The organism is Mycobacterium sp. NGS27 (genome assembly GCF_059813005.1).
Genome location: NZ_JCALDT010000006.1, coordinates 293,629 through 316,033, shown reverse-complemented (window position 1 = coordinate 316,033; position 22,405 = coordinate 293,629). Strand labels below are relative to the sequence as shown.

Genomic DNA, 22,405 nt, shown 5'->3' with positions numbered 1-22,405 from the left:
TACCTAGTCGATGCCGACGAGGTCGACGTCGCGCAGGTCGGCCAGCTTCGCGGCACCACAGCCGTGCAGGCAGATCCTAAGCTCGTCGATGAAAGGCTGCAGCCAATCGACCACGGCGGCAGTCGATTCGATCGCGGCGGGCAGCAGCGGCCGCGCCACCGCCACCACATCGGCGCCCAGCGCGATCGCCTTGGCCGCATCCATACCGGTGCGTATGCCGCCGGACGCCACCAACGGAACCGCCGGCAGGACCTCGCGCACCTCCACGATCGCGCGCGCGGTCGGGATACCCCAATCCGCCAGGTCCGGATAGCGCAGTTCGCCGTATCGCACGAACTGCTCGACCCGCGACCACGACGTGCCACCGGCACCCGCGACGTCGATTCCGGCGACCGGCAATTCGCCTTCAGCGCCGATGAGCTCAGCGGCCGCCGCACCACCTATCCCGTGCCCGACCTCCTTGAGCAGCACCGGACGGTCAATGGCGTCGGCCACCTCGCGCAGCCTGTTCAGCGACCCGGAGAAATCCGTATCGCCGTCGCGCTGCACCGCTTCCTGCAGCGGATTGGTATGCACGGCAAGCGCATCGGCGCCCACCCGGTCGAGGGCCTTCGCCAGATCCGGCACCGCGGACTTCGTCAGTTGAGCCAGGCCGATGTTGCCGAACAGCAAGACATCCGGGGCGACATCGCGCACCGTGAAGCTTTCCGCGGCGTGCTCCCCCAGCGCGCTGTCCAGCATGATCCGCTGCGAACCGAGCATCATCCCCAGGCCCAGCTGTTGGGCGGCCGCGGAAAGATTGCGGTTGATCGTCCGGGACAGCTCGGCGCCCCCGGTCATCGCACCGATGAGTATCGGAGACCGCAGGTTGACGCCGAAAAAGCTGGTGGACAAGTCGATGTCGCCCAGATTCGTCTGGGTCAGGGCGTTGTAGGGCAATCGGTAGCGATCCAGCCCGGTGCTGAGGCCCTCGTAGCCGACCGGTTCGTTCAGGCACACGTCGATGTGCCGCCTCTTGCGGCTCGTCATCTCCCCCCGGTCAGCGGTCATCGCAGCTACCCCCTCGCATCCGACACTGCTCCTGACCCACATTCATAATGTCCATAGTGCCCCCTGTTACGCACCGCAGGCGCTGGCGCGTGCCGGTGCGTCATTTCAGTTGATTAATGTTTAACAAACTGAAAGGCTTGTGTCCGTGATGTGGGATTGCGTGGCCACCGCAGTGACGGGCCGGCGCTCATGGCCGCTCGCGCTTGTCACGGTCCTGCTGGGGGTCGCATTCATCCTTCTCGTCGGCGGCAATGCCGCGGCCGGCCAATCGCCGCAGTCACTTCCAGTCGATGCGCAATCGGCGCAGGTCGACGCCCTGGCCCGGCAATTTCCGGGGGGCGACAAAGCCCCGCTGATCGTGGTGGTGAGCCGCACGGACGGCGGGGTCCTCAGCCTGTCCGACATCGCCGGCGCCCAGACCGCTGTGAACCGAGTCCGGGCGGCCCGGCCCGGACCGGTGCTGCCGTCGCGGGACGGAAAAGCCGCCCTCGGAGTCGTGTCGATCAGCGCCGGCTTGTCCGGGCTTGCCCTGGGCGACGCCGTCGCCGCGCTGCGCACGGCCGCGGCCGACGGTCTGCCCGCGGACCTGCAGGCTCACGTGACGGGCGGCCCGGCGTTCGGCGCCGACATCGCCGGCGCGTTCGCGGGCGCCAACATCACCTTGCTCGCGGTGACGACGGCGGTGGTGGCGCTGCTGCTGATCGCCACCTACCGCTCCCCGGTGCTGTGGCTGGTCCCGCTGCTCGTGGTCGGATTCGCCGATCGGGTGGCCGCGGCGGTAGGCACCGCGGTGGCCTCGCTGACCGGGTTGAGCTTCGACGGTGCCACATCCGGGATCACCAGCGTGCTGGTTTTCGGCGCCGGCACCAATTACGCGCTGTTGCTGATTTCTCGATATCGCCAAGAGCTCCGGCGCCATAGGAGCCATCGCGCGGCGTTGCGCGAGGCCGTCCGCAGGGCGGGCCCGGCCATCGTCGCCAGCAACGCCACCGTGGTGCTGGCGCTGCTCACCCTGCTCTTCGCGTCCACGCCGAGCACCCGCAGCCTGGGCGCGTTGGCGGCGTGCGGCCTGGTGTTCGCCGCGCTTTCGGTGCTGGTGATACTGCCGCCCATGCTGGCCGTGTGCGGCCGGCGATTGTTTTGGCCGTTCATCCCGCGGCCCGGAGGCGACGAAACCTTGGGTTCCGGCGGCTGGCATCGCGTCGCGGACTGGGTCGGCCGGCGACCCGCACTGGTCGCGGCTGTCGCGATCGCGGTGCTGGCGGCCCTTGGCACCGGCTTGTTGGGAACCCGGATCGGCTTGTCGCAGACTGAGCAGTTCCGCATCCGCGCCGACTCGGTGACCGGGTATGACGTTGTGGCCGAACACTTTCCGGCCGGCCTGGTGAGCCCGACACTGGTCATCGGCCGCAGCGATCACGCGGCACCGGTGCAGCGGGCGATCGCGGCCACACCCGGCGTGGTGTCGGTGACCGAATCCGGCCGATCCGCATCCGGGCTGACGAAGTGGTCGGTGGTCATCGACGCACCGCCGTCGTCGACGCGGGCATTCAGCATCGTTGCGGCGCTGCGAGATTCGACACGGGCCGCCGACCCCCACGCGCTCGTCGGCGGCGCCGACGCGCAGGCCCTGGACGTTCGCGACGCGGCCACGCATGACCGGGTGCTGCTGATCCCGGCGATCCTGGCCGTCATCCTCATCGTTCTTTACCTGCTGCTGCGGTCGGCGCTGGCCCCGCCGACACTGCTGGCCGCAACGATTCTGGGTGCGCTGGCCGCGCTGGGCCTGGGCGGCTGGGCGAGCGTGCACGTCTTCGGCTTCCCGGCCCTGGACAACACCACACCGTTGTTCGCGTTCCTTTTCCTGGCGGCCCTCGGGGTGGACTACACGATTTTCTTGGTCACCCGGGCCCGCGAGGAAGCCGCACCGCATGGTGCCCGCGCGGGGATGGTGCGCGCGGTGTCGGCCACCGGAGGCGTAATCACCAGCGCGGGAATCGTTTTGGCGGCGGTGTTCTGCGTTCTCGGAGTGTTGCCACTGATCGTCCTGACCCAATTGGGGATCATCGTGGGCCTGGGAATCCTGCTCGACACGTTCGTGGTGCGAACGCTGGTCATCCCGGCCCTGTTCGCACTCATCGGCGACCGCATCTGGTGGCCTACCAGCCCAGCCGCCAAATCCGTTGAGCAACAAGCTGACCGGAAACAACCAGAACGGAGCACACCGTGAACAGGTCGATACTGGTGGCGACCAGCCTGGCCGTCGCCGCAGCCGCCGGCAGCGGGAGCATCGCGAGCAGCAACGCCATTCCCCGGTGGTATGCGCGGCTTCGCAAGCCGCCCTATCAGCCGCCGCGCGCGGCGTTCCCCACCGTGTGGACCGCGCTCTACGGGGACATCGCGGCCACGTCGGCGGTGACCATCGATCGGTTTCGTGCGACCGGGCGCCATGACAAGGCGCGCGACTACACCGTGGCGCTCGCGGCGAACCTGCTCCTCAACGCCGGATGGAGTTGGCTGTTCTTCGGCTACCACAAGCTCGGCGCATCCGCAGTCGGCGCCGCGGCGCTGACGGTCAGCAGCGCCGATCTGGTCAGGCGCACGGCCCAGGCCACGCCGCGCGGCGGGCTGGCATTGCTGCCCTACCCGCTGTGGTGTGGTTTCGCGACCATCCTGTCCACGCACATCTGGCGACTCAACCGGTAGATCATGCCGGCATTGTTGTGGTTTCGCCGCGATCTGCGGTTGCGTGACCATCCCGCGCTCGTCGCCGCGGCCGACAACGATGAGGTGCTCGCCTGCTTCGTGCTCGACCCGCGCCTCGAGAAGTCCTCGGGACAACGACGGCTGCAATACCTGGGTGACTCGCTGCGACGGCTGCGCGACGACCTCGACGGCCGGCTGCTGATCGTCCGCGGGCAGCCCCACACCCAGATATCGCGCATCGCCAAGGAGATCGGCGCGTCTTCGGTGCACATCTCCGAAGACTTCGCACCCTTCGGCAAGCGCCGTGACGAGCGGGTGCGCGCCGCGCTGGATTCGGTGCCGCTGGTTGCGACGGGATCGCCGTACCTGGTCTCACCGGGCCGCGTCACCAAGCCGGACGGCTCGCCCTACAAGGTGTTCACCCCGTTTCTGCGTCAGTGGCAGAGAACCGGCTGGCGCGAACCGGCGAAGTCGGACGCAAACTCCGCACGCTGGCTGGATCCGGCGCAGCTGCGGATCAAGCAGTGCGAGATCCCCGATCCCGGGATCGCCCTCGAGGTCGCGGCGGGCGAGGCTGCGGCGCGCAAACAGTGGAAGTCGTTTGTCGACAACGGGTTACGGAGTTACGCCACGGACCGCAACAGGCCGGACCTGACCGGCACCAGCCGCATGTCGGCGCACCTGAAGTTCGGCGCCATTCATCCGCGCACCCTGGTCGCCGGCCTGGACCTGCGCGGCGACGGGGCGCAAGCTTTTCTGCGGGAGTTGGCCTTCCGCGACTTCTACGCCGACGTGCTGCACCACTGGCCGGCCAGCAGCTGGCGCAACTGGAACCGCGATTTCGACGGCATCCAGACCGACACCGGCGCCGAGGCCAAACGTCGCTTCGAGGCGTGGAAGGCGGGCGAGACGGGTTTTCCCTTCGTCGACGCCGGGATGCGCCAGCTGCGCGACACCGGCTTCATGCACAACCGGGTGCGAATGATCGTGGCCTCGTTTCTGGTCAAGGACCTGCATCTGCCGTGGCAATGGGGCGCCGAATGGTTCCTGGACCAGCTGGTGGACGGCGACATGGCGAACAACCAGCACGGCTGGCAGTGGTGCGCGGGCTGCGGTACCGACGCAGCGCCCTATTTCCGGATATTCAACCCGACCACACAGGGCGAGAAGTTCGACCCGTCGGGCGATTACATTCGGCGCTGGGTACCCGAACTGCGCTCTTCCGTCGACGTACACCTGCGCAAGGGCGAGCGCCCGGACGGCTACCCGGCGCCGATCGTCGACCACGCCGCCGAGCGCACCGAGGCGCTGCGGCGCTATCAGGGCATCTGACCGCGATATTCGCCATCTCGGCCCGAACGCCCTCTCCGCGAACTGATGTGCGCCCGGTTGGATTCGCTAGCGCCCGCACTCAATGGGTCGAAAAGCGGTTTGTGGTGGGCTGACGTTACAGATGTGGTCTGAGTGGCGTTTGGTGGTCCGGATCTCAGCAACGGGCGGACCGGCTCCCAGGCGTTTGCTGAATCGTCGTCCGCAGGCCGATCGGGCGTGACAGGATCAGCCAATTCACCGTCACTCGGGAGGCGACAATGACCAACTTCACCATCCGGACGCTGCTCGTCTCGGGCGCGGCCGCCGGTCTCATCGCGAGCATCGGCGCCTGTTCGTGTTCCGTCGGGACCTCGCGCTCGGTGAGCAAGAGCGATGTCGCCGGCCAGATCACCGCCAAGATGACCGACGCGGCCGGCAACAAACCCGAGTCGGTGAACTGCCCAAGCGACCTGCCCGGGAAGGTCGGGGCGCAGATCAACTGCGACATGAAGGTCAAAGGCCGGCCCTTCAACGTCAACGTCACGGTGACCAGCGTCGACGGGAACGACGTCAAGTTCGACATGGTGGAGACCGTCGACAAGAACCAGGTCGCCAACGCGATCAGCACCCAGGTGGGCCAGCAGGTGGGCAGAAAGCCGGATGCGGTCACCTGCCCCGACAACTTGAAAGGCGTTGCGGGAGCGACGTTACGGTGTCAGCTCACGGACGGCAATGACAAGTACGGCGTGCAGGTGACCGTGACGGACGTCGACGCCGGCGACGTCAACTTCCACTTCAAGGTCGACGAGCAGCCGCAGGCCGCAGGCTAGCGGGCGGCCTTCTTGCGTTCGATGTCGGCCAGCGCGGCGGCCAGTTCGGCGCGTTGCGCGGCCGAACTCTCCCAGGCGAGCTGGCGGTTCTTGACCACCTTCGCCGGCGCGCCGACCGCGATGGAGTAGTCCGGGATCACCCCGCGGACCACCGCGTGGGACCCCAGCACGCAACCCCGTCCGACCGACGTGCCGCGCAGCACCGATACCTTCACGCCCACCCAGGTGTCCGGGCCGATCCGGACCGGGGACTTGACGATGCCCTGGTCCTTGATCGGCATGTCGATGTTGTCCATGCGGTGGTCGAAATCGCAGACGTAGCACCAGTCGGCCATCAACACCGAGTCACCGAGCTCGATGTCGAGGTAGGCGTTGATGACGTTGTCGCGACCCAGCACCACCTTGTCGCCGAACCGCAGCGAGCCCTCATGCGCGCGGATGGTGTTCTTGTCGCCGATGTGCACCCACCGGCCGATCTCGAGCTGCGAGAGTTCGGGCGTCGCGTGGATCTCCACGCCCTTGCCGAGAAACACCATGCCGCGGGTGATGATGTGCGGGTTGGCCAGTTTGAACTTCAGCAGCCGCCAATAGCGCACCAGGTACCACGGCGTATATGCGCGGTTGCGCAGCACCCATTTCAGCGAGGCCAGCGTGAGGAACTTGGCCTGGCGCGGGTCCCGGAGGTTCGATCCACGCCAGCGGCGATGGACCGGGGCACCCCACATGCTCGTCATGGCCGGACAGCCTAACTCGGTCATATACGAGCCCGCGAACCGCCACGGGTTACCCTCACCTGTACTCGATTGCCGCCGAACGGCCGGGTCTGCGCGCGAGCGGCCCGCCTCCCTAGAAGGATTTGGAAAACCGAAGGTGCTTGCCCGACAACTCGTCAGTGGGCCCCGGCGTTGGTCGTCGGTAGTGTTGGCGGCCGCGCTCGCGGTCCTGCTCGGCGCCTGCGGCAATACCGACTCCTGGGTCGACGCCTCGGCCGCGCAGGGCTGGCCGGCGCAGTACGCCGACGCGGCCAACAGCAGCTACACCGCCACGGGCGGCGCCACGAAGCTCTCGCTGGAGTGGACCCGGTCGGTGAAGGGGAGCCTGGCCGCCGGACCGGCGCTCAGCGCGCGCGGCTACCTGGCCCTCAACGCCCAGACCTCGGCCGGATGCTCGCTGATGGAGTGGGAGAACAACGACCACGGGCGGCAACGCTGGTGCGTGCGGCTGGTCCAGGGCGGCGGGTTCGCCGGCCCGCTGCTCGACGGTTTCGACAACCTCTACGTCGGCCAGCCCGGAGCGTTCCTGTCCTTCCCGGTGACCCAGTGGACGCGGTGGCGCCAGCCGGTGATCGGCATGCCCACCACGCCGCGATTCGTCGGGCAAGGCGACCTGCTCGTGGCCACCCACCTCGGTCAGGTGCTCGTCTTCGACTCCCATCGCGGCCAGGTGGTCGGCAGCCCACTCGACCTGGTCGATGGCGTCGACCCCACCGACGCAGCACGCGGGTTGGCCGATTGCGCGCCGGCCCTTCAGGGCTGTCCCGTCGCGGCCGCCCCGGCGTTCTCGACCGCCACCGGGATGGCTGTGCTGGGGGTGTGGCAGCCCGGCACTCCCGCCGCGGGTCTGGTCGGGCTGAAGTACCACCGCGGGCAGACGCCGGTGCTGACCCGGGAATGGACCAGCGACGCGGTGGGCGCCGGGGTCATCGCCAGCCCGGTGTTGTCGGCCGACGGGTCGACCGTCTATGTCAACGGCCGCGACCAACGGCTGTGGGCGCTGCGCGCGGCCGACGCGAAAGTGAAATGGTCGGTGCCGCTGGGGTTCTTGGCGCAGACGCCGCCCTCGGTTACCCCGCAGGGATTGATCGTGGCCGGCGGCGGCCCCGACACCAAGCTGGTGGCGTTCAAAGATGCCGGTGATCACGCCGATCAGGCCTGGCGCCGCGACGACGTCCTGCCCCTGTCGACGTCGAGCCTGGCCGGTACCGGCGTCGGCTACACGGTGGCCAGCGGGCCCCCGGCGAACGGCGCCCCCGGCATGTCGCTGCTGCTCTTCGATCCGGGCAGCGGCCGCACGCTGGACAGCTACCCGCTGCCGGCGGCCACCGGGTATCCGGTGGGGGTGTCGGTCGGCACGGATCGCCGGGTGGTGGCGGCCACCAGCGACGGCCAGGTTTACGGTTTCGGCCCGGCCTGACCCGGACATACCTCTATGGTGCCGATCGACGAGCCCGCCGCGCGAGGCGCCGCGACAACCAACCCCACTGGGAACCCACCGAGCAGCGCCGCCGACATCGTGGCGACGTCCGTCCTGCTGGTTATCCATGGCGGGCTGTACGCGGCGAGCTTTGCGCTGCTGGGCCTGCTCGTGATGACCACCGACGCCTGCGGGTCTCGTAAGTGCGGCGACCCCGCCTGGATCGACCGGGCCATGACGCTGGGCACCTGGGGCGGGGCCGCCCTGTTGGTCGCCGACATCGTCGTCGCCGGGTATCTCCTGGCGCGGCGCCAACGACGGGCCTTCGTCATCCCGCTGATCGGTTGTGTCGCGCAGGTGGCGCTGGCGCTCGTCGCAGTCGCGATGGAGTTGCAGGCCGGGCCGGTCTGAGCCCCCTAGACCGCCAGCGGCGGGATGGCGTTGCGCGGCACCTGGGCCTGCAGCGGCCCGCCGAGCGCCGGCAGAATCTCGCCCGGGGCGAAGTAGAAGATCAGCTGATCGTCGGTGATGGCGAAATTCTGATAGTGCGTCGGGTCATGTCCCGTCGACGGCAAAACCGCGGCGCCCAAGGGGGTTTGACGTCCCAGGTCGCGCTGCACGATCGGGTAGATGGCGTCCAGCGGCGAAGCGCCCGGCAGGAAGAGGTTGTCGAAGGTGATGGGCTGCTTGGTCCCGAGGTTGTAGTTGAACGACTTGTACCAGATCGACGAGTGCGCTCCCCCGACGTCCTGGAAGAACTTGAGCACGACGCTGCGGGTGTTGTGCGGCGGTTGCCCGGCGGTGTGTTGCTCGGTGGTCGCCTCCAGCTGGTAGGGCTGGTCACGCCCCCCGGAACTCTGCGCGACGGCGACGAAGCCGTCCCGGTTCTGGGTGATGTAGTCGGCCAGGGCCTGTTCGTCGGGATAGTCGGCGGGAAAGCTCAGGTTGAGGGTGTAGTTGGGACCGGTGGCGCGCAGGCGGCACATCTGGCCGGCCTCAAGGGTGCCGCCCAGGCTGGCGCACGACGGCGGCTCGGCCGCGGCAGGCCAGCCAACCAAGACCGCCGCCGCGACCAGCGCGGCGGCTATCAGAAAGCGCATCGTGGAAGTGTCCTCGCAGACTAGCCGGGGCCGGTGACCCGCAGAAGTGACGCCGCCAGCGTACCCGTCGCTATCGGGAGGGTCGGCAAACGAATGCCATCGCCCGGCTGGAGGTCCGTGCACCGATGCGGGCGATGACGACCGACAGGGACCGGTTCCCGCGCAACCGCATCCGGCTGCGCAACGCGTCCGGGTCTACCCGGACCCCGCGCACCAGGACCTCCAGCGACCCGCAGTCGAGCGCCGACAGCGCCTGCCGGAGCCGGCGTTCGTCGAAGACCAGCTGCTCGAGCACCTCGAACCCGCGGTCCGCCGCGGGCAGCCGATCGCCGGAGAGGTAGGCGATGTCGGGATCGAGCTGCCACAGTCCGTGCCGCGCGCCGTAGTGGCGCACCAGGCCGGCCCGCACCACGGCGCCGTCGGGGTCGACGATCCATCGCCCCACCGGCCGTACCCCGCAGTCGTCGGGGTCGTTGTCGGTGAGCTGCTCGCCGCGATCCAGCAGGTTCGCCCGCCGGCCCACACCGGACTGCGCGAGTCCGGCCGACCACAGGCAGGCTTCCCGGACCGAGGCACGATACGACGTCACCTCGATCTCCCCACCGAAGCCGAGACGCCGCACCTGACCGAAATCGATTCCGGGAGCGCACTTTACGACGAATTCCCGGCCGCGGTAGGCGTCGAGCAGCGAGCCCAATGCGGGCTGGTATTCGTCGATGCGCAGGCGGCGCCGACCCTCGACTCGCCGGGCCGGGTCGACGACGAGCACGGCGTCGCGGGTGACCGGGAGCAGCGCGTCGGCGCGGCAGATCCACGCCGACTCCCCCACGTTGTGACGCGCCATCGACACCCGCACCGGATCGATATCGCTGCCCACCGCGGCGATCCCGCAGGCCCTCAGCGCGGCGAGCTCGGTGCCGATCGAACAGGTCGAATCGTGCACGACGACGCCGCTGCCGCCACCGGCCAGCCGCCGGGCCCGGTGCAAGGCCACCGGCGCGGCGGTGGCCTGCTGCAGCGCCTCGTCGGTGAACAGCCAATCCGATACGCCCAGCTCGCCCAGCTTGTCCGCGGCGCGGCGGCGCAACAGGACCGTCTCCACCAGCACCGCGGCCCGGTCGCCGAATCGGTCGCGCGCCGCAGCGACGTCGCCGACCCGGGTCGCGTCGGTCAGTTCGAGTTCGGCGACCGCCGCAAGCGCCGCGGCACCCGCGCGCGACCGCAGATAGCCGACGTCGTCGGTGCTAAACCTGATTGCCCGGCTCCTCCTCACGCCGCTGCGCGGCAAGCATCGTCGCCGGGCCGAACCGCAGCCCTGGAAAAGACGGATTCAGGAGGGTTTGACCCCGGTCACCATCACGTTGTAAAACCAGCCCTTCGGGACCACGCGGCGCCATACGTTGGCGTCCACCCAGCTCAGCGTCTTCCAGCCGTTGAACGCGAATTTCGCCCAGCCCCAGCCCAGGCGCCCGGGCGGCACCGACGCCTCGAAGGTGCGCACCGGCCAGCCGAACATCGCGGCGGTGAACTCTTCGCTGACGGTCCGAACTTCGGTGGCGCCGGCGTTGCCGGCCATCCGCTCCAGGTCAGCCGGAGTGAAGGTGTGCAGGTCGACGATCGCCTCCAGCGCCGCAGCCCGGGAGGATTCGTCGAGCTCGGCCTGCGGGCGCCGCCAGGAACCCAGGCCGGGCAGCTTGGTGACGTTGGTGGCGATGCGCCAGGTCAGGGTCGACAGCTCGCGGGCGTAGACGTCGCCCGCGCTGGTCGGCTCGCCGGCGAAGACGAACCGGCCACCGGGGCGCAGCACCCGGATCACCTCGCGCAGCGACAGCTCCACGTCGGGAATGTGATGCAGCACCGCGTGCCCGACGACCAGGTCGAAGGTGTTGTCCTCGTACGGGATGCCCTCGGCGTCGGCGACCCGGCCGTCGATGTCGAGGCCCAGCGACTGGCCGTTGCGGGTGGCGACCTTGACCATGCCCGGCGAAAGATCGGTCACCGATCCGCGCCGCGCGACGCCGGATTGGATGAGGTTGAGCAGGAAAAACCCTGTGCCACAGCCCAATTCCAGCGCCCGGTCGTAGGGCAGCTCACGCAGTACCTCGTCGGGCACGATGGCGTCGAAGCGGCCCCGGGCGTAGTCGATGCAGCGCTGGTCGTAAGAGATCGACCACTTGTCGTCGTAGGTCTCGGCTTCCCAGTCGTGGTAGAGGACCTGGGCCAGCTTGCTGTCGTGCCGGGCGGCTTCCACCTGCTCGGCGGTGGCGTGCGGCGTCGGAACGGCGTCGGTCGAACTGGTCATGAAGGGCAGCCTAACGGCCGACGGGATCCGTCCCACCGCCACCGCCCTGACCAGCAGTGAACACCTCGATGTAGCGCCGGCGTTCGGCGGCGAGCCGCTCGGAACGCTCCAGGTCGAAAACGTCGTTGATCCCGGCCTTGGCGGCGGCCAGCGCATGCCGCGGACCATCGAGAAAGCGGCGCGCCCAGCCGGCGGCGGCGTCGTACACGTCGTCGGGGGCCACCATTTCGTCGATGAGGCCCAGCGCCAACGCCTCCTCGGCGTCGAAGAAGCGGCCGCTGAACACCAGCTCCTTGGCCTTGCTCGCGCCGGCCGCCCGGGTCAGGCGCGCCATCGCGTCGCCGCCGGGCATCAGGCCGGCCAGTATTTCGGTCGCCCCGAACTTCACGTTGTCTCCGCTGATCCGCCAGTCGGCGGCCAGGGCCAGCGTGAGCCCTGCGCCCAATGCGTAGCCGGTGATCGCGGCGACGGTCGGTTTGGGGATCGCCGCCACGGCGTCGACGGCTTGCTGGCGGACCCGTGCCACGCTCTCCGCCTCGGAACCCCGCAGCGTCCGCAGCTCGGCCATGTCGTCACCCGCGGAGAAGATCTCGTGGCCGCCGAAAAGAATCACCACGGCCACGTCGTCACGCCGGCCCAGCTCGTGGGCGGCCGCGATGACCTCCCGATAGACCTGGCGGGTCATCGCGTTCGTCGGCGGGCGCGACAGCAGCAACATGGCCAGCCCGGCGTCCTGCGAGCCGTCGCTGACCACCACGCTGACGAACTCGCTCACTTGAGCGTTCACAAGGGCCACTCCATGCCGCCCGAGATGCGCGCCTGGTGGTAGCGATCGGAATCGAAGAACTCGAAAACCCAGTTGTCGCCCCGCTTTTCGAGGAGGGGCTGCACGGGTGCGATCTGGCGTTCGACGGCCAGCACGTCGGCGACGCTGCGACCGGCCAGCGAATCCAGCTGAGTCCAGGTCGGCGGCAGCAGGATGTTGCGGCCGGCCTCGAAGTCGGCGATGGCATCCTGGGGCGACGCCCAGCCGAACCGGTCGGATTCGGTGTTCTGCCCGTCGGCGCGCTGGCCCTCGGGCAGGGCCGCCACGAAGAAGTAGGTGTCGTAGCGACGGGTCCGCTCGGCCTCCGGGGTGACCCAGTTGGCCCATGGCCGCAGCAGGTCCGAACGTAACACCAGGTTTTCGGTGCGCAGGAAATCGGCGAACGACAGCGTCCGATCGTCGAGGGCCCGCCGGGCATCGGCGTAGATCGAGGCGTCGCGAACGATGCCGTCCGGGTCGCCGGCCGGGCCGGCAAACAGCACCCCGGATTCCTCGAAGGTCTCCCGAGCCGCGGCACACACCAGCGCCGCGGCCAGTTCGGTGTCGATGCCGAAGCGCTGTGCCCACCATTCCGGCGGCGGACCGGCCCACGCGATGTCGGCGCTGCGGTCGCGGTCGTCGACGCCGCCACCGGGAAACACGACGACACCCGGTGCGAACTCCATCTTCGAATGGCGGCGCATCAGGAAGATCTTCAAGCCGCCGGGCACGTCGCGGACCAGCATCACGGTCGCGGCCGGCCGGGTCGGCAGCGGCTCGGGGGTGGTGGTCATTCCAGCCTCCTGCGGTGGGCCGCGCGGGTACGAACTCGCCGCGCGAAGTAGCGCCCGTCGACGACGTCGAGTGCGATCGCTTGGCCGAATGCCGTCGACAGGTTTTCGGAGGTCAGCACGTCGGTGAGCAGTCCCGCAGCGACCACTTCGGCCTCCGAGAGCAGCATGCAGTGACTGAACCCGGGCGGAATCTCCTCGACGTGATGGGTGACCAGCACAAGGGCGGGGGCCTCGGGGTCGGCCGCCAGGTCGGCGAGCCGCGCGACCAACTCCTCGCGGCCGCCCAGATCCAGTCCGGCGGCCGGCTCGTCGAGCAGCAGCAGCTCGGGGTCGGTCATCAGCGCACGAGCGATCAGCACCCGCTTGCGCTCGCCTTCCGACAGCGTTCCGTAGGTGCGGTCCGCAAGGTGCTCGGCGCCCAGGCTCTCCAGCATGTCGGTCGCGCGCTGGTAGTCGACATCCTCGTAGCGCTCCCGCCACCTGCCCAACACGGCGTAGCCGGCCGAGACAACGAGATCGCGAACCACCTCGTCGGTGGGTATCCGCTGCGCCAAAGCCGAGGAGCTGAGCCCGATCCGCGACCGCAACTCGGTCACGTCGACCCGGCCCAGTCGCTCGCCGAGCACGAAAGCGATGCCGGACGACGGATGTTCGGCCGCCGCGGCGATCCGCAGCAGCGAGGTCTTGCCGGCGCCGTTGGGCCCGACGATCGCCCAGCGTTCGTCGAGTTCGACCGCCCAGTCCAGCGGGCCGACCAAGACGTTGCCGCCGCGCCGCAGTGACACCTGCCTGAAGTCGAGCAGCAGATCGGGGTCGGCTGTCTCGTCTCCGTTTTCGGGCACCCGACCATCGTGCCGTACCGCGACGCTCGAATACCTGCCGGGTCGCTATGGGGTGGGCGGAATCTCCACCCGGCGGACCTCGCCGTCGATCGCGTCGGCGGCCTCGATTTCGCCGCGGGTCACACCCAGCAGGAGCAGCACCGTGTCCAGATAGGGATGGCTCAGGGACGCATCGGCAACCTCGCGCAGCGCCGGCTTGGCGTTGAACGCGATCCCCAATCCGGCGGCGGCCAGCATGTCGATGTCGTTGGCGCCGTCGCCCACCGCGACGGTCTGCGCCATCGGCACCCCGACCTGGCTTGCGAATTCCCTTAGCGCCGAGGCCTTTCCGGCCCGGTCGACGATCGGCCCGAGCACCCGGCCGGTGAGTGTGCCGTCGACGATCTCCAGCTCGTTGGCGGCGACGTAGTCGATCATCAGCTCCTCGGCCAGCGGCTCGATGATCCGGCGGAACCCCCCGGACACGAGGCCGCAGGCATAACCCAAGCGCCGCAGAGTTCGTATCGTGGTGCGCGCGCCCGGCATCAGTTCCAGTGCGTCGGCGACCTCGTCGATCACGCTGGCCGGCAGACCCGCCAGCGTCGCCACCCGCTGTTCGAGCGACTGCGCGAAGTCCAGCTCGCCGCGCATAGCGGCATCGGTGATCGCGGCGACCTTGCCCTCCGCGCCCGCCCGGGCCGCCAGCATCTCGATGACCTCGCCCTGCACCAGCGTCGAGTCGACGTCAAACACGATGAGCCGCTTGGCCCGTCGTTCAAGACTGACGGCCTCCACCGCCACATCGACCTGTTCCTCGCTGGACACCCGGTTCAGGGCGGTCCGCAACGCCCCGTCCGCGCCAGGCGGGACCGAGACGCGAAGCTCCAGGCCGATCACCGGATAGTCGGAGACACCGCGGATCAGGTCGATGTTGACGCCCAGCCCCGCCACCTCGCGGGCCACCGCACCGAACGCACTGGCGGTGATCGGCCGGCCCAGCACGTAGATGGTGTGGGTCGAGGGTTCCCGCATGATGGCCACGTCGTCGCTGCGCTCGATGCTGACTTCGAGGTCCAACTTGCGGATGGCCGATTCCACGTCATCGCGCAATTGCGGGCTATCGGCGACCTCCGCCGGGCAGCACACCAGCACGCCGAGCGTCAGGCGGTGCCGGATCACGACCTGCTCGACGTTGAGCAGCTCGACGCCGTGCGGTGACAGCGCCTCCAATAAGTTCGCTGTCACGCCCGGTTGGTCCACGCCGGTGACGGTGATCAGCACCGAAACCTTCGGTGGTGGGCTCACTCCCGACAGCTGTCGCTACTGCTCAGGAGTCGAGCGATCGGGTTCGGTTCGCGGACCGAAGCCCTTCGGCGACTCGAGAGCCGTGGCATGGCGGCCCACATGCGCCTCGGCGCGAAGCCGCTCCACCATGTGCGGGTAGTGCAACTCGAATGCCGGGCGCTCCGAACGGATTCGGGGCAGCTCGGTGAAGTTGTGCCGGGGGGGCGGGCAGCTGGTCGCCCACTCCAGCGAGTTGCCGTAGCCCCACGGGTCGTCGACCGTGACGACCTCGCCGTAACGCCAGCTCTTGAAGACGTTCCAGACGAACGGGAACATCGACGCGCCCAGGATGAAGGCGCCCACCGTAGACGCGACGTTGTAGGGCTGGAAGCCGTCGCTGGGCAGGTAGTCGGCGTAGCGACGCGGCATGCCCAGGTCACCCAGCCAGTGCTGCACCAGGAAGGTGGTGTGGAACCCGATGAACGTCAACCAGAAGTGCAGCTTGCCCAGGCGCTCGTCGAGCAGCCGGCCGGTCATCTTCGGGAACCAGAAGTACACCCCGGCGAACGTGGCGAACACGATGGTGCCGAACAGCACGTAGTGGAAGTGCGCAACCACGAAGTAGCTGTCGGTGACGTGGAAGTCCAGCGGCGGGCTGGCCAGCAGCACGCCGGTCAGACCGCCCAGCAGGAAGGTGATGAGGAAGCCGATGCAGAACAGCATCGGTGTCTCAAACGTCAACTGCCCCTTCCACATTGTGCCGATCCAGTTGAAGAACTTGATCCCGGTCGGCACCGCGATCAGGTAGGTCATGAACGAAAAGAACGGCAGCAGAACCGCTCCGGTGGCGAACATGTGGTGCGCCCACACCGCGACCGATAAAGCGGCGATGGACAGGGTCGCGTAAACCAGGGTGGTGTAACCGAAGACCGGCTTGCGCGAGAACACCGGGAAGATCTCGGTGACGATGCCGAAGAACGGCAGCGCGATGATGTAGACCTCGGGATGGCCGAAGAACCAGAACAGGTGTTGCCACAACAAGACTCCGCCATTGGCGGCGTCGTAGACATGGGCGCCCAGATGTCGGTCGGCGGCCAGCCCGAACAGCGCCGCGGTCAGGATCGGGAATGCGATCAGGATCAGGATCGAGGTCACCAGGATGTTCCAGGTAAAGATCGGCATCCGGAACATCGTCATGCCGGGCGCGCGCATGCACACCACGGTGGTGATCATGTTGACCGCACCCAGGATGGTCCCCAGACCCGCGACGATCAGGCCGGTGATCCACAAGTCTCCCCCGGCGCCGGGCGAGTGCACGGCATCCGACAGGGGTGTGTAGGCGGTCCAGCCGAAGTCGGCGGCCCCACCCGGGACGATGAAGCCGGAGGCCGCGATCAGCCCGCCAAACAGGAACAGCCAGTAAGAGAAGGCGTTCAGCCGCGGGAAGGCCACGTCCGGCGCACCGATCTGCAGCGGCAGCACCAAGTTGGCGAACCCGAACACCACCGGGGTGGCATAGAGCAGCAGCATGATCGTGCCGTGCATGGTGAACAGCTGGTTGAACTGTTCGTTCGACAGGAACTGCAGCCCGGGAGCGGCGAGTTCGGTGCGCATCAGCAACGCCATCAACCCGCCGATGAAGAAGAAGGCGAAGCAGGTGACCGTGTACATGATGCCGATCATCTTGTGATCGGTGGTGGTGATCAGTTTGTAGACGAGGTTCCCTTTGGGGCCCATGCGGTCCGGGTACGGACGAACGGCCTCGAGTTCACCCAAGGGGGGCGCTTCGGCTGTCAACAGCTTCTCCAAACATCCAGATCGGACACTGGCCCAAAAATCGGTATTGAGAGGAATCTTAGCCGTCGATCATGGCGCCGTCAGGGCTGGTCCTACAAACTGTCGTAAATGACTCGCCGGGGCGGCGTGTCCCTCGGCGCGACGTCGCCACGCTGGCCGAATGGTGGCGACCCGCTTCGCCCGGTCCCCCGCAAGCGGGAGGTGCCCCCACCGCGCGCTCGCGATCGCCACGCTGGCCGAATGTTAGCGTCGAACGCGTGTTGTTCGGCGTGATCAGACCCGGCCGGCCGGCCGTGGCGACCGCGGTGACGGCGGCGGTCATCCTGGCATGCAGCGGCTGCGGTTCCGATAAGCCCGCCGGCCAGCCGCCGGCCCGTCCCCTGATCACCCCCACCACCCAGATCGCGGGCGCCGGTGTGCTCGGGAACGACCGCCGCCCCGACGATTCGTGTGCGCGGGACGCCGCAGCGGCGGACCCCGGCGCCGCGAAGCGGCCGGTCCACAACGCCGCGGGCGTCGACCCGGACGTCGTGCAGGTGCCCGCCGACCCGCAGCGCATCGTGGTGCTCTCCGGCGACCAGCTCGACGCGTTGTGCGCGCTGGGCCTGCAGTCGCGGGTGGTCGGCGCGGCATTGCCGGACGGGTCCTCGAGTCAGCCCGCCTACCTGGGCGGCGCGGTGCATGCATTGCCGGCGGTCGGCAACCGCTCCCACCCGGACCTGAAAGCGGCCGCGGCCGCCCACCCCGACCTGATTCTGGGGTCGCAGGCGCTGACGCCCACGCTGTATTCGCAGCTGACCGCGATCGCCCCGACGGTGTTCACGGCCGCGCCGGGTGCGGCGTGGCAGGACAACCTGCGCGCCGTCGGCGCCGCGACCGGCCGTGGCGCCGCGGTGAACTCGTTGATCAGCGGGTTTTCCCAGCGGGCCGCGGACATCGGCGCGCGACATGACGCCTCCCACTTCCAGGCGTCGATAGTGCAGCTGACGGCGGACACGATCCGGGTGTACGGCGCCAACAATTTCCCGGCGAGCGTGCTCGGTGCGGTCGGGGTGGACCGGCCGGCCTCGCAGCGGTTCACCGACAAGCCCTACATCGAGATCGGGGCCAGCGACGCGGACCTGGCGAAGAACCCTGACCTTTCGATGGCCGACGCGGACGTGGTCTACGTGTCCTGCGACACCCCGGCCGCCGCCGACCGGGCCGCCACGATCCTGGACAGCGACCCGTGGCGCAAGCTCTCGGCCAACCGTGACAACCGGGTCTACATCGTCAACAACGAGATATGGCAAGCGGGCCAGGGCCTGATCGCCGCCCGCGGCATCGTCGACGACCTGCGCCTGGTGAACGCCCCGATCAACTAGCGGCGGCTGGCCGAAAACGGGTACATCGCCACAACGTGATCTTCGCCCCGCCCGTTGGCGGAATAACTTTTACCTTAGCTAAACTTCTTGATGACGTATCGAATCGAAGAGGGATTTCCATGAGCACAGTTTCGGCGTACGCGGCTACCTCGCCGACGGCACCGCTGACCAAGACAACGATCGAACGGCGTGACCCGGGTCCGCACGACGTGGCCATCGACATCAAGTTCGCCGGAATCTGCCACTCCGACATCCACACGGCCAAAGGCGAGTGGGGCACACCGCATTACCCGTTGGTCGTGGGCCACGAGATCGCCGGCGTCGTGACCGCAGTCGGCTCCGAGGTCACCAAGCACAAGGTGGGCGACCACGTCGGCGTCGGCTGCATGGTGAACTCATGCGGACAGTGCAGCAGCTGCAAGGCCGGCCTCGAGCAGTACTGCAGCCGGGGAACGATTTTCACCTACAACGCGACTGACAAAGACGGCACCACGACGCAGGGCGGCTACAGTCAGGCGATCGTCGTGGACGAAAACTTCGTCTTGCGCATTCCCGACTCGTTGCCGCTGGACAAGGCGGCGCCGCTGCTGTGCGCGGGCATCACCCTGTTCTCGCCGCTGCGGCACTGGAAAGCCGGCAAGGACACCCGCCTGGCGATCATCGGCCTGGGCGGGCTGGGCCACATGGGCGTCAAGCTCGGCGCGGCGATGGGGGCCGAGGTGACGGTGCTGTCGCAGTCACTGAAGAAGATGGAGGACGGACTGCGGCTGGGCGCCAAGCACTACTACGCCACCGCCGAGCGCGAGACCTTCAAGAAACTGCGCAACAGCTTCGACCTGATCCTGAACACCGTCTCGGCGAACCTGAACCTCAACGACTATCTGAGCCTGCTCGACGTCGACGGCACGCTCGTCGAATTGGGCATTCCCGAACACCCCATGGAGGTGGGCGCCTTCTCGCTGGCGCTGGCGCGCCGCAGCCTGTCCGGGTCGAACATCGGCGGCATCGCCGAAACCCAGGAGATGCTGGACTTCTGCGCCGAGCACAACGTCACGCCGGAAATCGAGCTCATCGAGCCCGACTACATCAACGAGGCCTACGAGCGCGTACTGGCCAGCGACGTGCGCTACCGCTTCGTCATCGATATTTCGAAGCTCTAGGGTCCCCGACGCGTCCTACCGCGCGACACCCGGCGCGCTGCTGGATGCCGCACCGCGCGCGGCGATCTCCGCGGCCTCACCCCACTCGTCGCCCGGGATGACCTCGCTGACGTCGATGCCGGCCAGCGGCCAGCCAACCGCGGCGAGCGTGGCAGCCACCCGGATGACGTTTTCCGGTCCGGCGTCGTAATGCGTCATGTCGGAGATGAAGTGGGCGATCTCGTCGCGGTCGATCACACCGTCGGCGATCGCCGGGGATCCGTCCGCGGTGATGTTGCGCACCACCTCGGCGATCTGCTCCTCGGTCAGCGGGGTGCTGCGCAGCAGCGCCAGCAGCGGCACCCGGTCGGGCCCGGGGACGCCCTCGGGGTAGCCGGCGCGCAGCCAGCGAAGCACCGAACGGCAGAAGTTGGCGGTGGCAGAGGCGGCGGTATTCGTCACCCCACCAGTGTCAGGGCAGCCGTGTCACCCGCGCTACCGCGGCGCAGTTGGCGTCCCGACAATTCATACGCCGTTTACCTCGATCAGCCGGCCTGGTCGTGCCCACCCGCAACGGTTGGGCGCCATCGTTTTCGAGCCCGCGATTCGGCGGGCCGGGCTCCGCGCGCAGGGCCTTCGCAGGGCTGCTTGCACTGGTCAACGAGATTTTCACCGTTCGGCACCGTTCCTGCGGAGTAGAGTCGAGCCATGACGACTCCGACTTCGAAGAACCCGCCACCCGTCTTTTCTCTGAAGATTGGCAGTCAGGATGTTCCTGCACCGAGCGTTCCGAAGCCGACGGATCCGGCCGAGTCGTTTCAACGCGGCATCGGCGCGCGCTTGAAGGACATGGGCCTGGGGGTGCAGACCCAGCCACTCAAAGAGATGCGCCTACAAATGGGCCTGGACATGCAGGTGGTCTACTTCACGGTCCGCGTGCCGGTGGCCGGTGGCGTGACGCTGCGGTTGCCGGTGATGGCCACGTTCAAGCCGAGGATCTATTCGCCGACGCAGGCGCAACACCTCTCGTCCTAAGTGGCATGGCAACCAAATCGATCAAGGGTGCGGGCGCATGGTGAGTAACCCCGCCGGATCAAGCGACGAAACCATCGTCACAAGGGCCCTGAACGTAGGTATCGAGGTGTTCAGCGTGGTCATGTCGTTTCTCACCTGCGGGGCGCTCCACATCCACAGTGAGCTGCCGGGTGGCGAGAACGTCGGCCGTACCTCGTTCAGGGAAGCCATCGCCAGTATCTTCGGCAACGACGCCGGCGACGCGCGGCCCGCGGACGGGAAATCACCGGGCACCGCCGAGGGCTAACGAGCCTCGGACAGCAGCGCGATCCACCTCGCGGGGTCGTCATAGCCCGCGCATGGCCACCCAGCCGTCGATTTTTTCGGACACGGCCGGCCATCCCGGCTCAAGCATCATGACGTGTCCCATGTCGGGAAAAATTTCCACATCTGCCTGGTAGATGCGCGCTACGGCAGAAGCATCCCCGTCGATTCGCATGCCGTCGTCTTGTGCTCCCAGAACGAGCATGGGGGCGTTCACGAGGCCAACGTCGGGAAGTCGATTCACCGTTTCTCGAGCAGCGCGCCTGCTCTCGGGCTGCAAACGGACTGCACACGACCTGACTGTCGATTCGGGGGTATGCGCGGAGAAGATAAACTCACGGGTCAGAGCCGCGGTGCTGAATAGGTCGGCGGGATTACCGAAAGTGCTGCTGCGCAAGATGATCCGTGGATGACGGAGGGCAGAGCGAACTGCCCACCGCCGTAAGCCGTGCGGTGTGCCGGGTGCCATGAGAACCGCCGCCGGGGCACCGTGCATCTGGCAATAATTCAGCACCACCCAACAGCCCATCGAATGACCAATGAGCACCGGTGCGGTTCCAAGCTCCGCGACGACAGCGTGTACGTCCTCCACGTAATCGGCGATCGAACATGAGTGCAGGGGCTGGGACAGGCTGCTGGCGCCGTGCCCGCGAAGGCTCAGTGCCACGGCTCGGTAACCCTTGTCGGCGAAGAAGCCCAGAAAATGGTCGTCCCAAATTTCTGCTGTGCAGCAGGCGCCGTGAACGAAAAGCAGCGGAACGGGATGTGATTCGGTGACAGACCCCTTGTCGATAACTTCGAGCATGGTCTCAACTTCCGTCCCCTACCGCGCCGCTTGAGCATCTTCTCAGGCGCGAACCGTTTGCCGCGCTCGATTTGCGGATTTGCTCGTTGCTGGATTAATCGTCTCGAAATCGAGGCCGACGCCGCGTGTCGATAAGCGGGGATTAGCCGACTGGGTGGAGCATTGGATATGCGCCACTAGGAGGTGCGGATGATGACCACCGACGTTTGTCCCGAAGTCTGCCTCGTGTGCGGCTATCTGACGCTCGGCCTCGATCTCTGCTATTTCTGCCGCTTGCCGGTAGCGGAGCCACCTGGCCGCCAAGTCCGCCAGACCTGCAATGACAGCAGCAGCGCCAGGAGGCCGCGGCCATCCTGCACTGTGCAGGCCGCGAGCTAATCCGTTCTGCGCCAACCGTCGACCGCGCGGGAATTCCCACAATTCCCGGTGTGAATAAGTGCGCAACCGTTTACGCTCAGGACGACGTACCGGGCCGTCACCAATTTCAGAAGCGGCGTTTACAGATCCGAGTTCGCCATGAATCGCATACGACTCTTCGTCACCGCATTTTTGGTCGCCATCGCGTTGACGGTCGGCGCCGGCACCTTTGCCGGCATGCCGACCGCTTCCGCCGACCCCGTATGCGGCGCTGCCGGGACACCGCCATGCGCCGGTCCGGGGCCGTTGACACCTGAACAACAGTGCGCATTCATCGCGTGGCGGTCGATGATGCCGTGCAACTGGCTCGGAATGCAGGTTCCCGCAGGCACGCCGGGGAGTTGGGACA

The 22,405-nt window shown here is 67.8% G+C and carries 23 protein-coding genes; 10 read left to right on the top strand and 13 right to left on the bottom strand.

Features of this window, described 5'->3' with window-relative positions; genetic code table 11:
- Positions 1 to 3: 3 nt before the first annotated feature.
- The gene (fni, locus tag AC5Y30_RS18545; protein ID WP_499920114.1) at positions 4 to 1,050 is read right to left on the bottom strand and encodes a type 2 isopentenyl-diphosphate Delta-isomerase; all 1,047 of its coding nucleotides are present in this window, start codon (positions 1,048 to 1,050) and stop codon (positions 4 to 6) included.
- Positions 1,051 to 1,198: 148 nt separating this feature from the next.
- Between fni and AC5Y30_RS18540 the strand changes: the two genes are divergently transcribed.
- From AC5Y30_RS18540 to AC5Y30_RS18525, 4 genes are all read left to right on the top strand, one after another.
- Positions 1,199 to 3,280 (top strand): MMPL family transporter, encoded by a 2,082-nt coding sequence (locus AC5Y30_RS18540; RefSeq protein ID WP_499920230.1) that lies wholly within the window; start codon positions 1,199 to 1,201, stop codon positions 3,278 to 3,280.
- On the top strand, positions 3,277 to 3,756 hold the full coding sequence (locus AC5Y30_RS18535) for a TspO/MBR family protein (RefSeq protein ID WP_499920113.1): 480 nt from the start codon (positions 3,277 to 3,279) through the stop codon (positions 3,754 to 3,756). Before AC5Y30_RS18540 ends, AC5Y30_RS18535 begins: the two co-directional genes overlap by 4 nt.
- A gap of 3 nt (positions 3,757 to 3,759) precedes the next feature.
- Positions 3,760 to 5,088: a cryptochrome/photolyase family protein gene (locus AC5Y30_RS18530; RefSeq protein WP_499920112.1), complete on the top strand. Its 1,329-nt coding sequence runs from the start codon at positions 3,760 to 3,762 to the stop codon at positions 5,086 to 5,088.
- A gap of 257 nt (positions 5,089 to 5,345) precedes the next feature.
- Entirely contained in the window at positions 5,346 to 5,897 is a 552-nt protein-coding gene (locus AC5Y30_RS18525; RefSeq protein WP_499920111.1) for an anti-apoptotic protein, read from the top strand.
- On the opposite strand, the gene AC5Y30_RS18520 is transcribed toward AC5Y30_RS18525, so the two are convergent.
- Positions 5,894 to 6,631, bottom strand: coding sequence for an acyltransferase (locus tag AC5Y30_RS18520; protein ID WP_499920110.1), 738 nt, complete (start codon positions 6,629 to 6,631; stop codon positions 5,894 to 5,896). The genes AC5Y30_RS18525 and AC5Y30_RS18520 overlap by 4 nt on opposite strands.
- A gap of 184 nt (positions 6,632 to 6,815) precedes the next feature.
- Between AC5Y30_RS18520 and AC5Y30_RS18515 the strand changes: the two genes are divergently transcribed.
- Together AC5Y30_RS18515 and AC5Y30_RS18510 are read left to right on the top strand one after the other, a co-directional pair.
- Positions 6,816 to 8,090, top strand: coding sequence for an outer membrane protein assembly factor BamB family protein (locus tag AC5Y30_RS18515; protein WP_499920229.1), 1,275 nt, complete (start codon positions 6,816 to 6,818; stop codon positions 8,088 to 8,090).
- 18 nt (positions 8,091 to 8,108) lie between these two features.
- The gene (locus AC5Y30_RS18510) at positions 8,109 to 8,501 is read left to right on the top strand and encodes a DUF6264 family protein (RefSeq protein ID WP_499920228.1); all 393 of its coding nucleotides are present in this window, start codon (positions 8,109 to 8,111) and stop codon (positions 8,499 to 8,501) included.
- Between the two features lie 5 nt (positions 8,502 to 8,506).
- On the opposite strand, the gene AC5Y30_RS18505 is transcribed toward AC5Y30_RS18510, so the two are convergent.
- The 8 genes from AC5Y30_RS18505 to ctaD all read right to left on the bottom strand — a co-directional run bounded on the left by AC5Y30_RS18505 (position 8,507) and on the right by ctaD (position 16,993).
- A complete protein-coding gene (locus tag AC5Y30_RS18505; RefSeq protein ID WP_499920109.1) occupies positions 8,507 to 9,190 on the bottom strand; it encodes an esterase in 684 nt (227 codons plus the stop codon).
- A gap of 70 nt (positions 9,191 to 9,260) precedes the next feature.
- On the bottom strand, positions 9,261 to 10,445 hold the full coding sequence (locus AC5Y30_RS18500) for a class I SAM-dependent methyltransferase (RefSeq protein WP_499920227.1): 1,185 nt from the start codon (positions 10,443 to 10,445) through the stop codon (positions 9,261 to 9,263).
- A gap of 75 nt (positions 10,446 to 10,520) precedes the next feature.
- On the bottom strand, positions 10,521 to 11,492 hold the full coding sequence (locus AC5Y30_RS18495) for a class I SAM-dependent methyltransferase (protein ID WP_499920108.1): 972 nt from the start codon (positions 11,490 to 11,492) through the stop codon (positions 10,521 to 10,523).
- Positions 11,493 to 11,502: 10 nt separating this feature from the next.
- Positions 11,503 to 12,267, bottom strand: coding sequence for an enoyl-CoA hydratase (locus AC5Y30_RS18490; RefSeq protein ID WP_499920226.1), 765 nt, complete (start codon positions 12,265 to 12,267; stop codon positions 11,503 to 11,505).
- 8 nt (positions 12,268 to 12,275) lie between these two features.
- Positions 12,276 to 13,091: an NUDIX hydrolase gene (locus AC5Y30_RS18485; RefSeq protein ID WP_499920107.1), complete on the bottom strand. Its 816-nt coding sequence runs from the start codon at positions 13,089 to 13,091 to the stop codon at positions 12,276 to 12,278.
- Complete coding sequence (locus tag AC5Y30_RS18480; protein ID WP_499920106.1) at positions 13,088 to 13,933, bottom strand: ABC transporter ATP-binding protein; 846 nt, start codon at positions 13,931 to 13,933, stop codon at positions 13,088 to 13,090. Before AC5Y30_RS18480 ends, AC5Y30_RS18485 begins: the two co-directional genes overlap by 4 nt.
- 45 nt (positions 13,934 to 13,978) lie before the next feature.
- Positions 13,979 to 15,217 (bottom strand): phosphoserine phosphatase SerB, encoded by a 1,239-nt coding sequence (gene serB, locus AC5Y30_RS18475; RefSeq protein WP_499920105.1) that lies wholly within the window; start codon positions 15,215 to 15,217, stop codon positions 13,979 to 13,981.
- 15 nt (positions 15,218 to 15,232) lie between these two features.
- Positions 15,233 to 16,993, bottom strand: coding sequence for an aa3-type cytochrome oxidase subunit I (gene ctaD, locus AC5Y30_RS18470; protein ID WP_499920104.1), 1,761 nt, complete (start codon positions 16,991 to 16,993; stop codon positions 15,233 to 15,235).
- 257 nt (positions 16,994 to 17,250) lie between these two features.
- Between ctaD and AC5Y30_RS18465 the strand changes: the two genes are divergently transcribed.
- Positions 17,251 to 18,357 (top strand): iron-siderophore ABC transporter substrate-binding protein, encoded by a 1,107-nt coding sequence (locus tag AC5Y30_RS18465; protein WP_499920103.1) that lies wholly within the window; start codon positions 17,251 to 17,253, stop codon positions 18,355 to 18,357.
- Between the two features lie 119 nt (positions 18,358 to 18,476).
- Positions 18,477 to 19,517 (top strand): NAD(P)-dependent alcohol dehydrogenase, encoded by a 1,041-nt coding sequence (locus tag AC5Y30_RS18460; RefSeq protein ID WP_499920102.1) that lies wholly within the window; start codon positions 18,477 to 18,479, stop codon positions 19,515 to 19,517.
- A gap of 15 nt (positions 19,518 to 19,532) precedes the next feature.
- Here AC5Y30_RS18460 and AC5Y30_RS18455 read toward each other — a convergent pair whose 3' ends face one another.
- On the bottom strand, positions 19,533 to 19,958 hold the full coding sequence (locus tag AC5Y30_RS18455) for a DUF3349 domain-containing protein (protein ID WP_499920101.1): 426 nt from the start codon (positions 19,956 to 19,958) through the stop codon (positions 19,533 to 19,535).
- Between the two features lie 246 nt (positions 19,959 to 20,204).
- On the opposite strand from AC5Y30_RS18455, the gene AC5Y30_RS18450 reads away from it, so the two are divergent.
- Both AC5Y30_RS18450 and AC5Y30_RS18445 read left to right on the top strand, forming a co-directional pair.
- The gene (locus AC5Y30_RS18450) at positions 20,205 to 20,531 is read left to right on the top strand and encodes a hypothetical protein (protein ID WP_499920100.1); all 327 of its coding nucleotides are present in this window, start codon (positions 20,205 to 20,207) and stop codon (positions 20,529 to 20,531) included.
- A gap of 37 nt (positions 20,532 to 20,568) precedes the next feature.
- Positions 20,569 to 20,817 carry a hypothetical protein gene (locus tag AC5Y30_RS18445; protein ID WP_499920099.1) on the top strand — a complete coding sequence of 83 codons (249 nt, stop codon included), beginning with the start codon at positions 20,569 to 20,571 and terminating at the stop codon, positions 20,815 to 20,817.
- 39 nt (positions 20,818 to 20,856) lie between these two features.
- On the opposite strand, the gene AC5Y30_RS18440 is transcribed toward AC5Y30_RS18445, so the two are convergent.
- Together AC5Y30_RS18440 and AC5Y30_RS18435 are read right to left on the bottom strand one after the other, a co-directional pair.
- A complete protein-coding gene (locus AC5Y30_RS18440; protein ID WP_499920098.1) occupies positions 20,857 to 21,639 on the bottom strand; it encodes an alpha/beta hydrolase in 783 nt (260 codons plus the stop codon).
- A gap of 497 nt (positions 21,640 to 22,136) precedes the next feature.
- Positions 22,137 to 22,388 carry a hypothetical protein gene (locus tag AC5Y30_RS18435; RefSeq protein ID WP_499920097.1) on the bottom strand — a complete coding sequence of 84 codons (252 nt, stop codon included), beginning with the start codon at positions 22,386 to 22,388 and terminating at the stop codon, positions 22,137 to 22,139.
- Positions 22,389 to 22,405 lie beyond the last annotated feature (17 nt).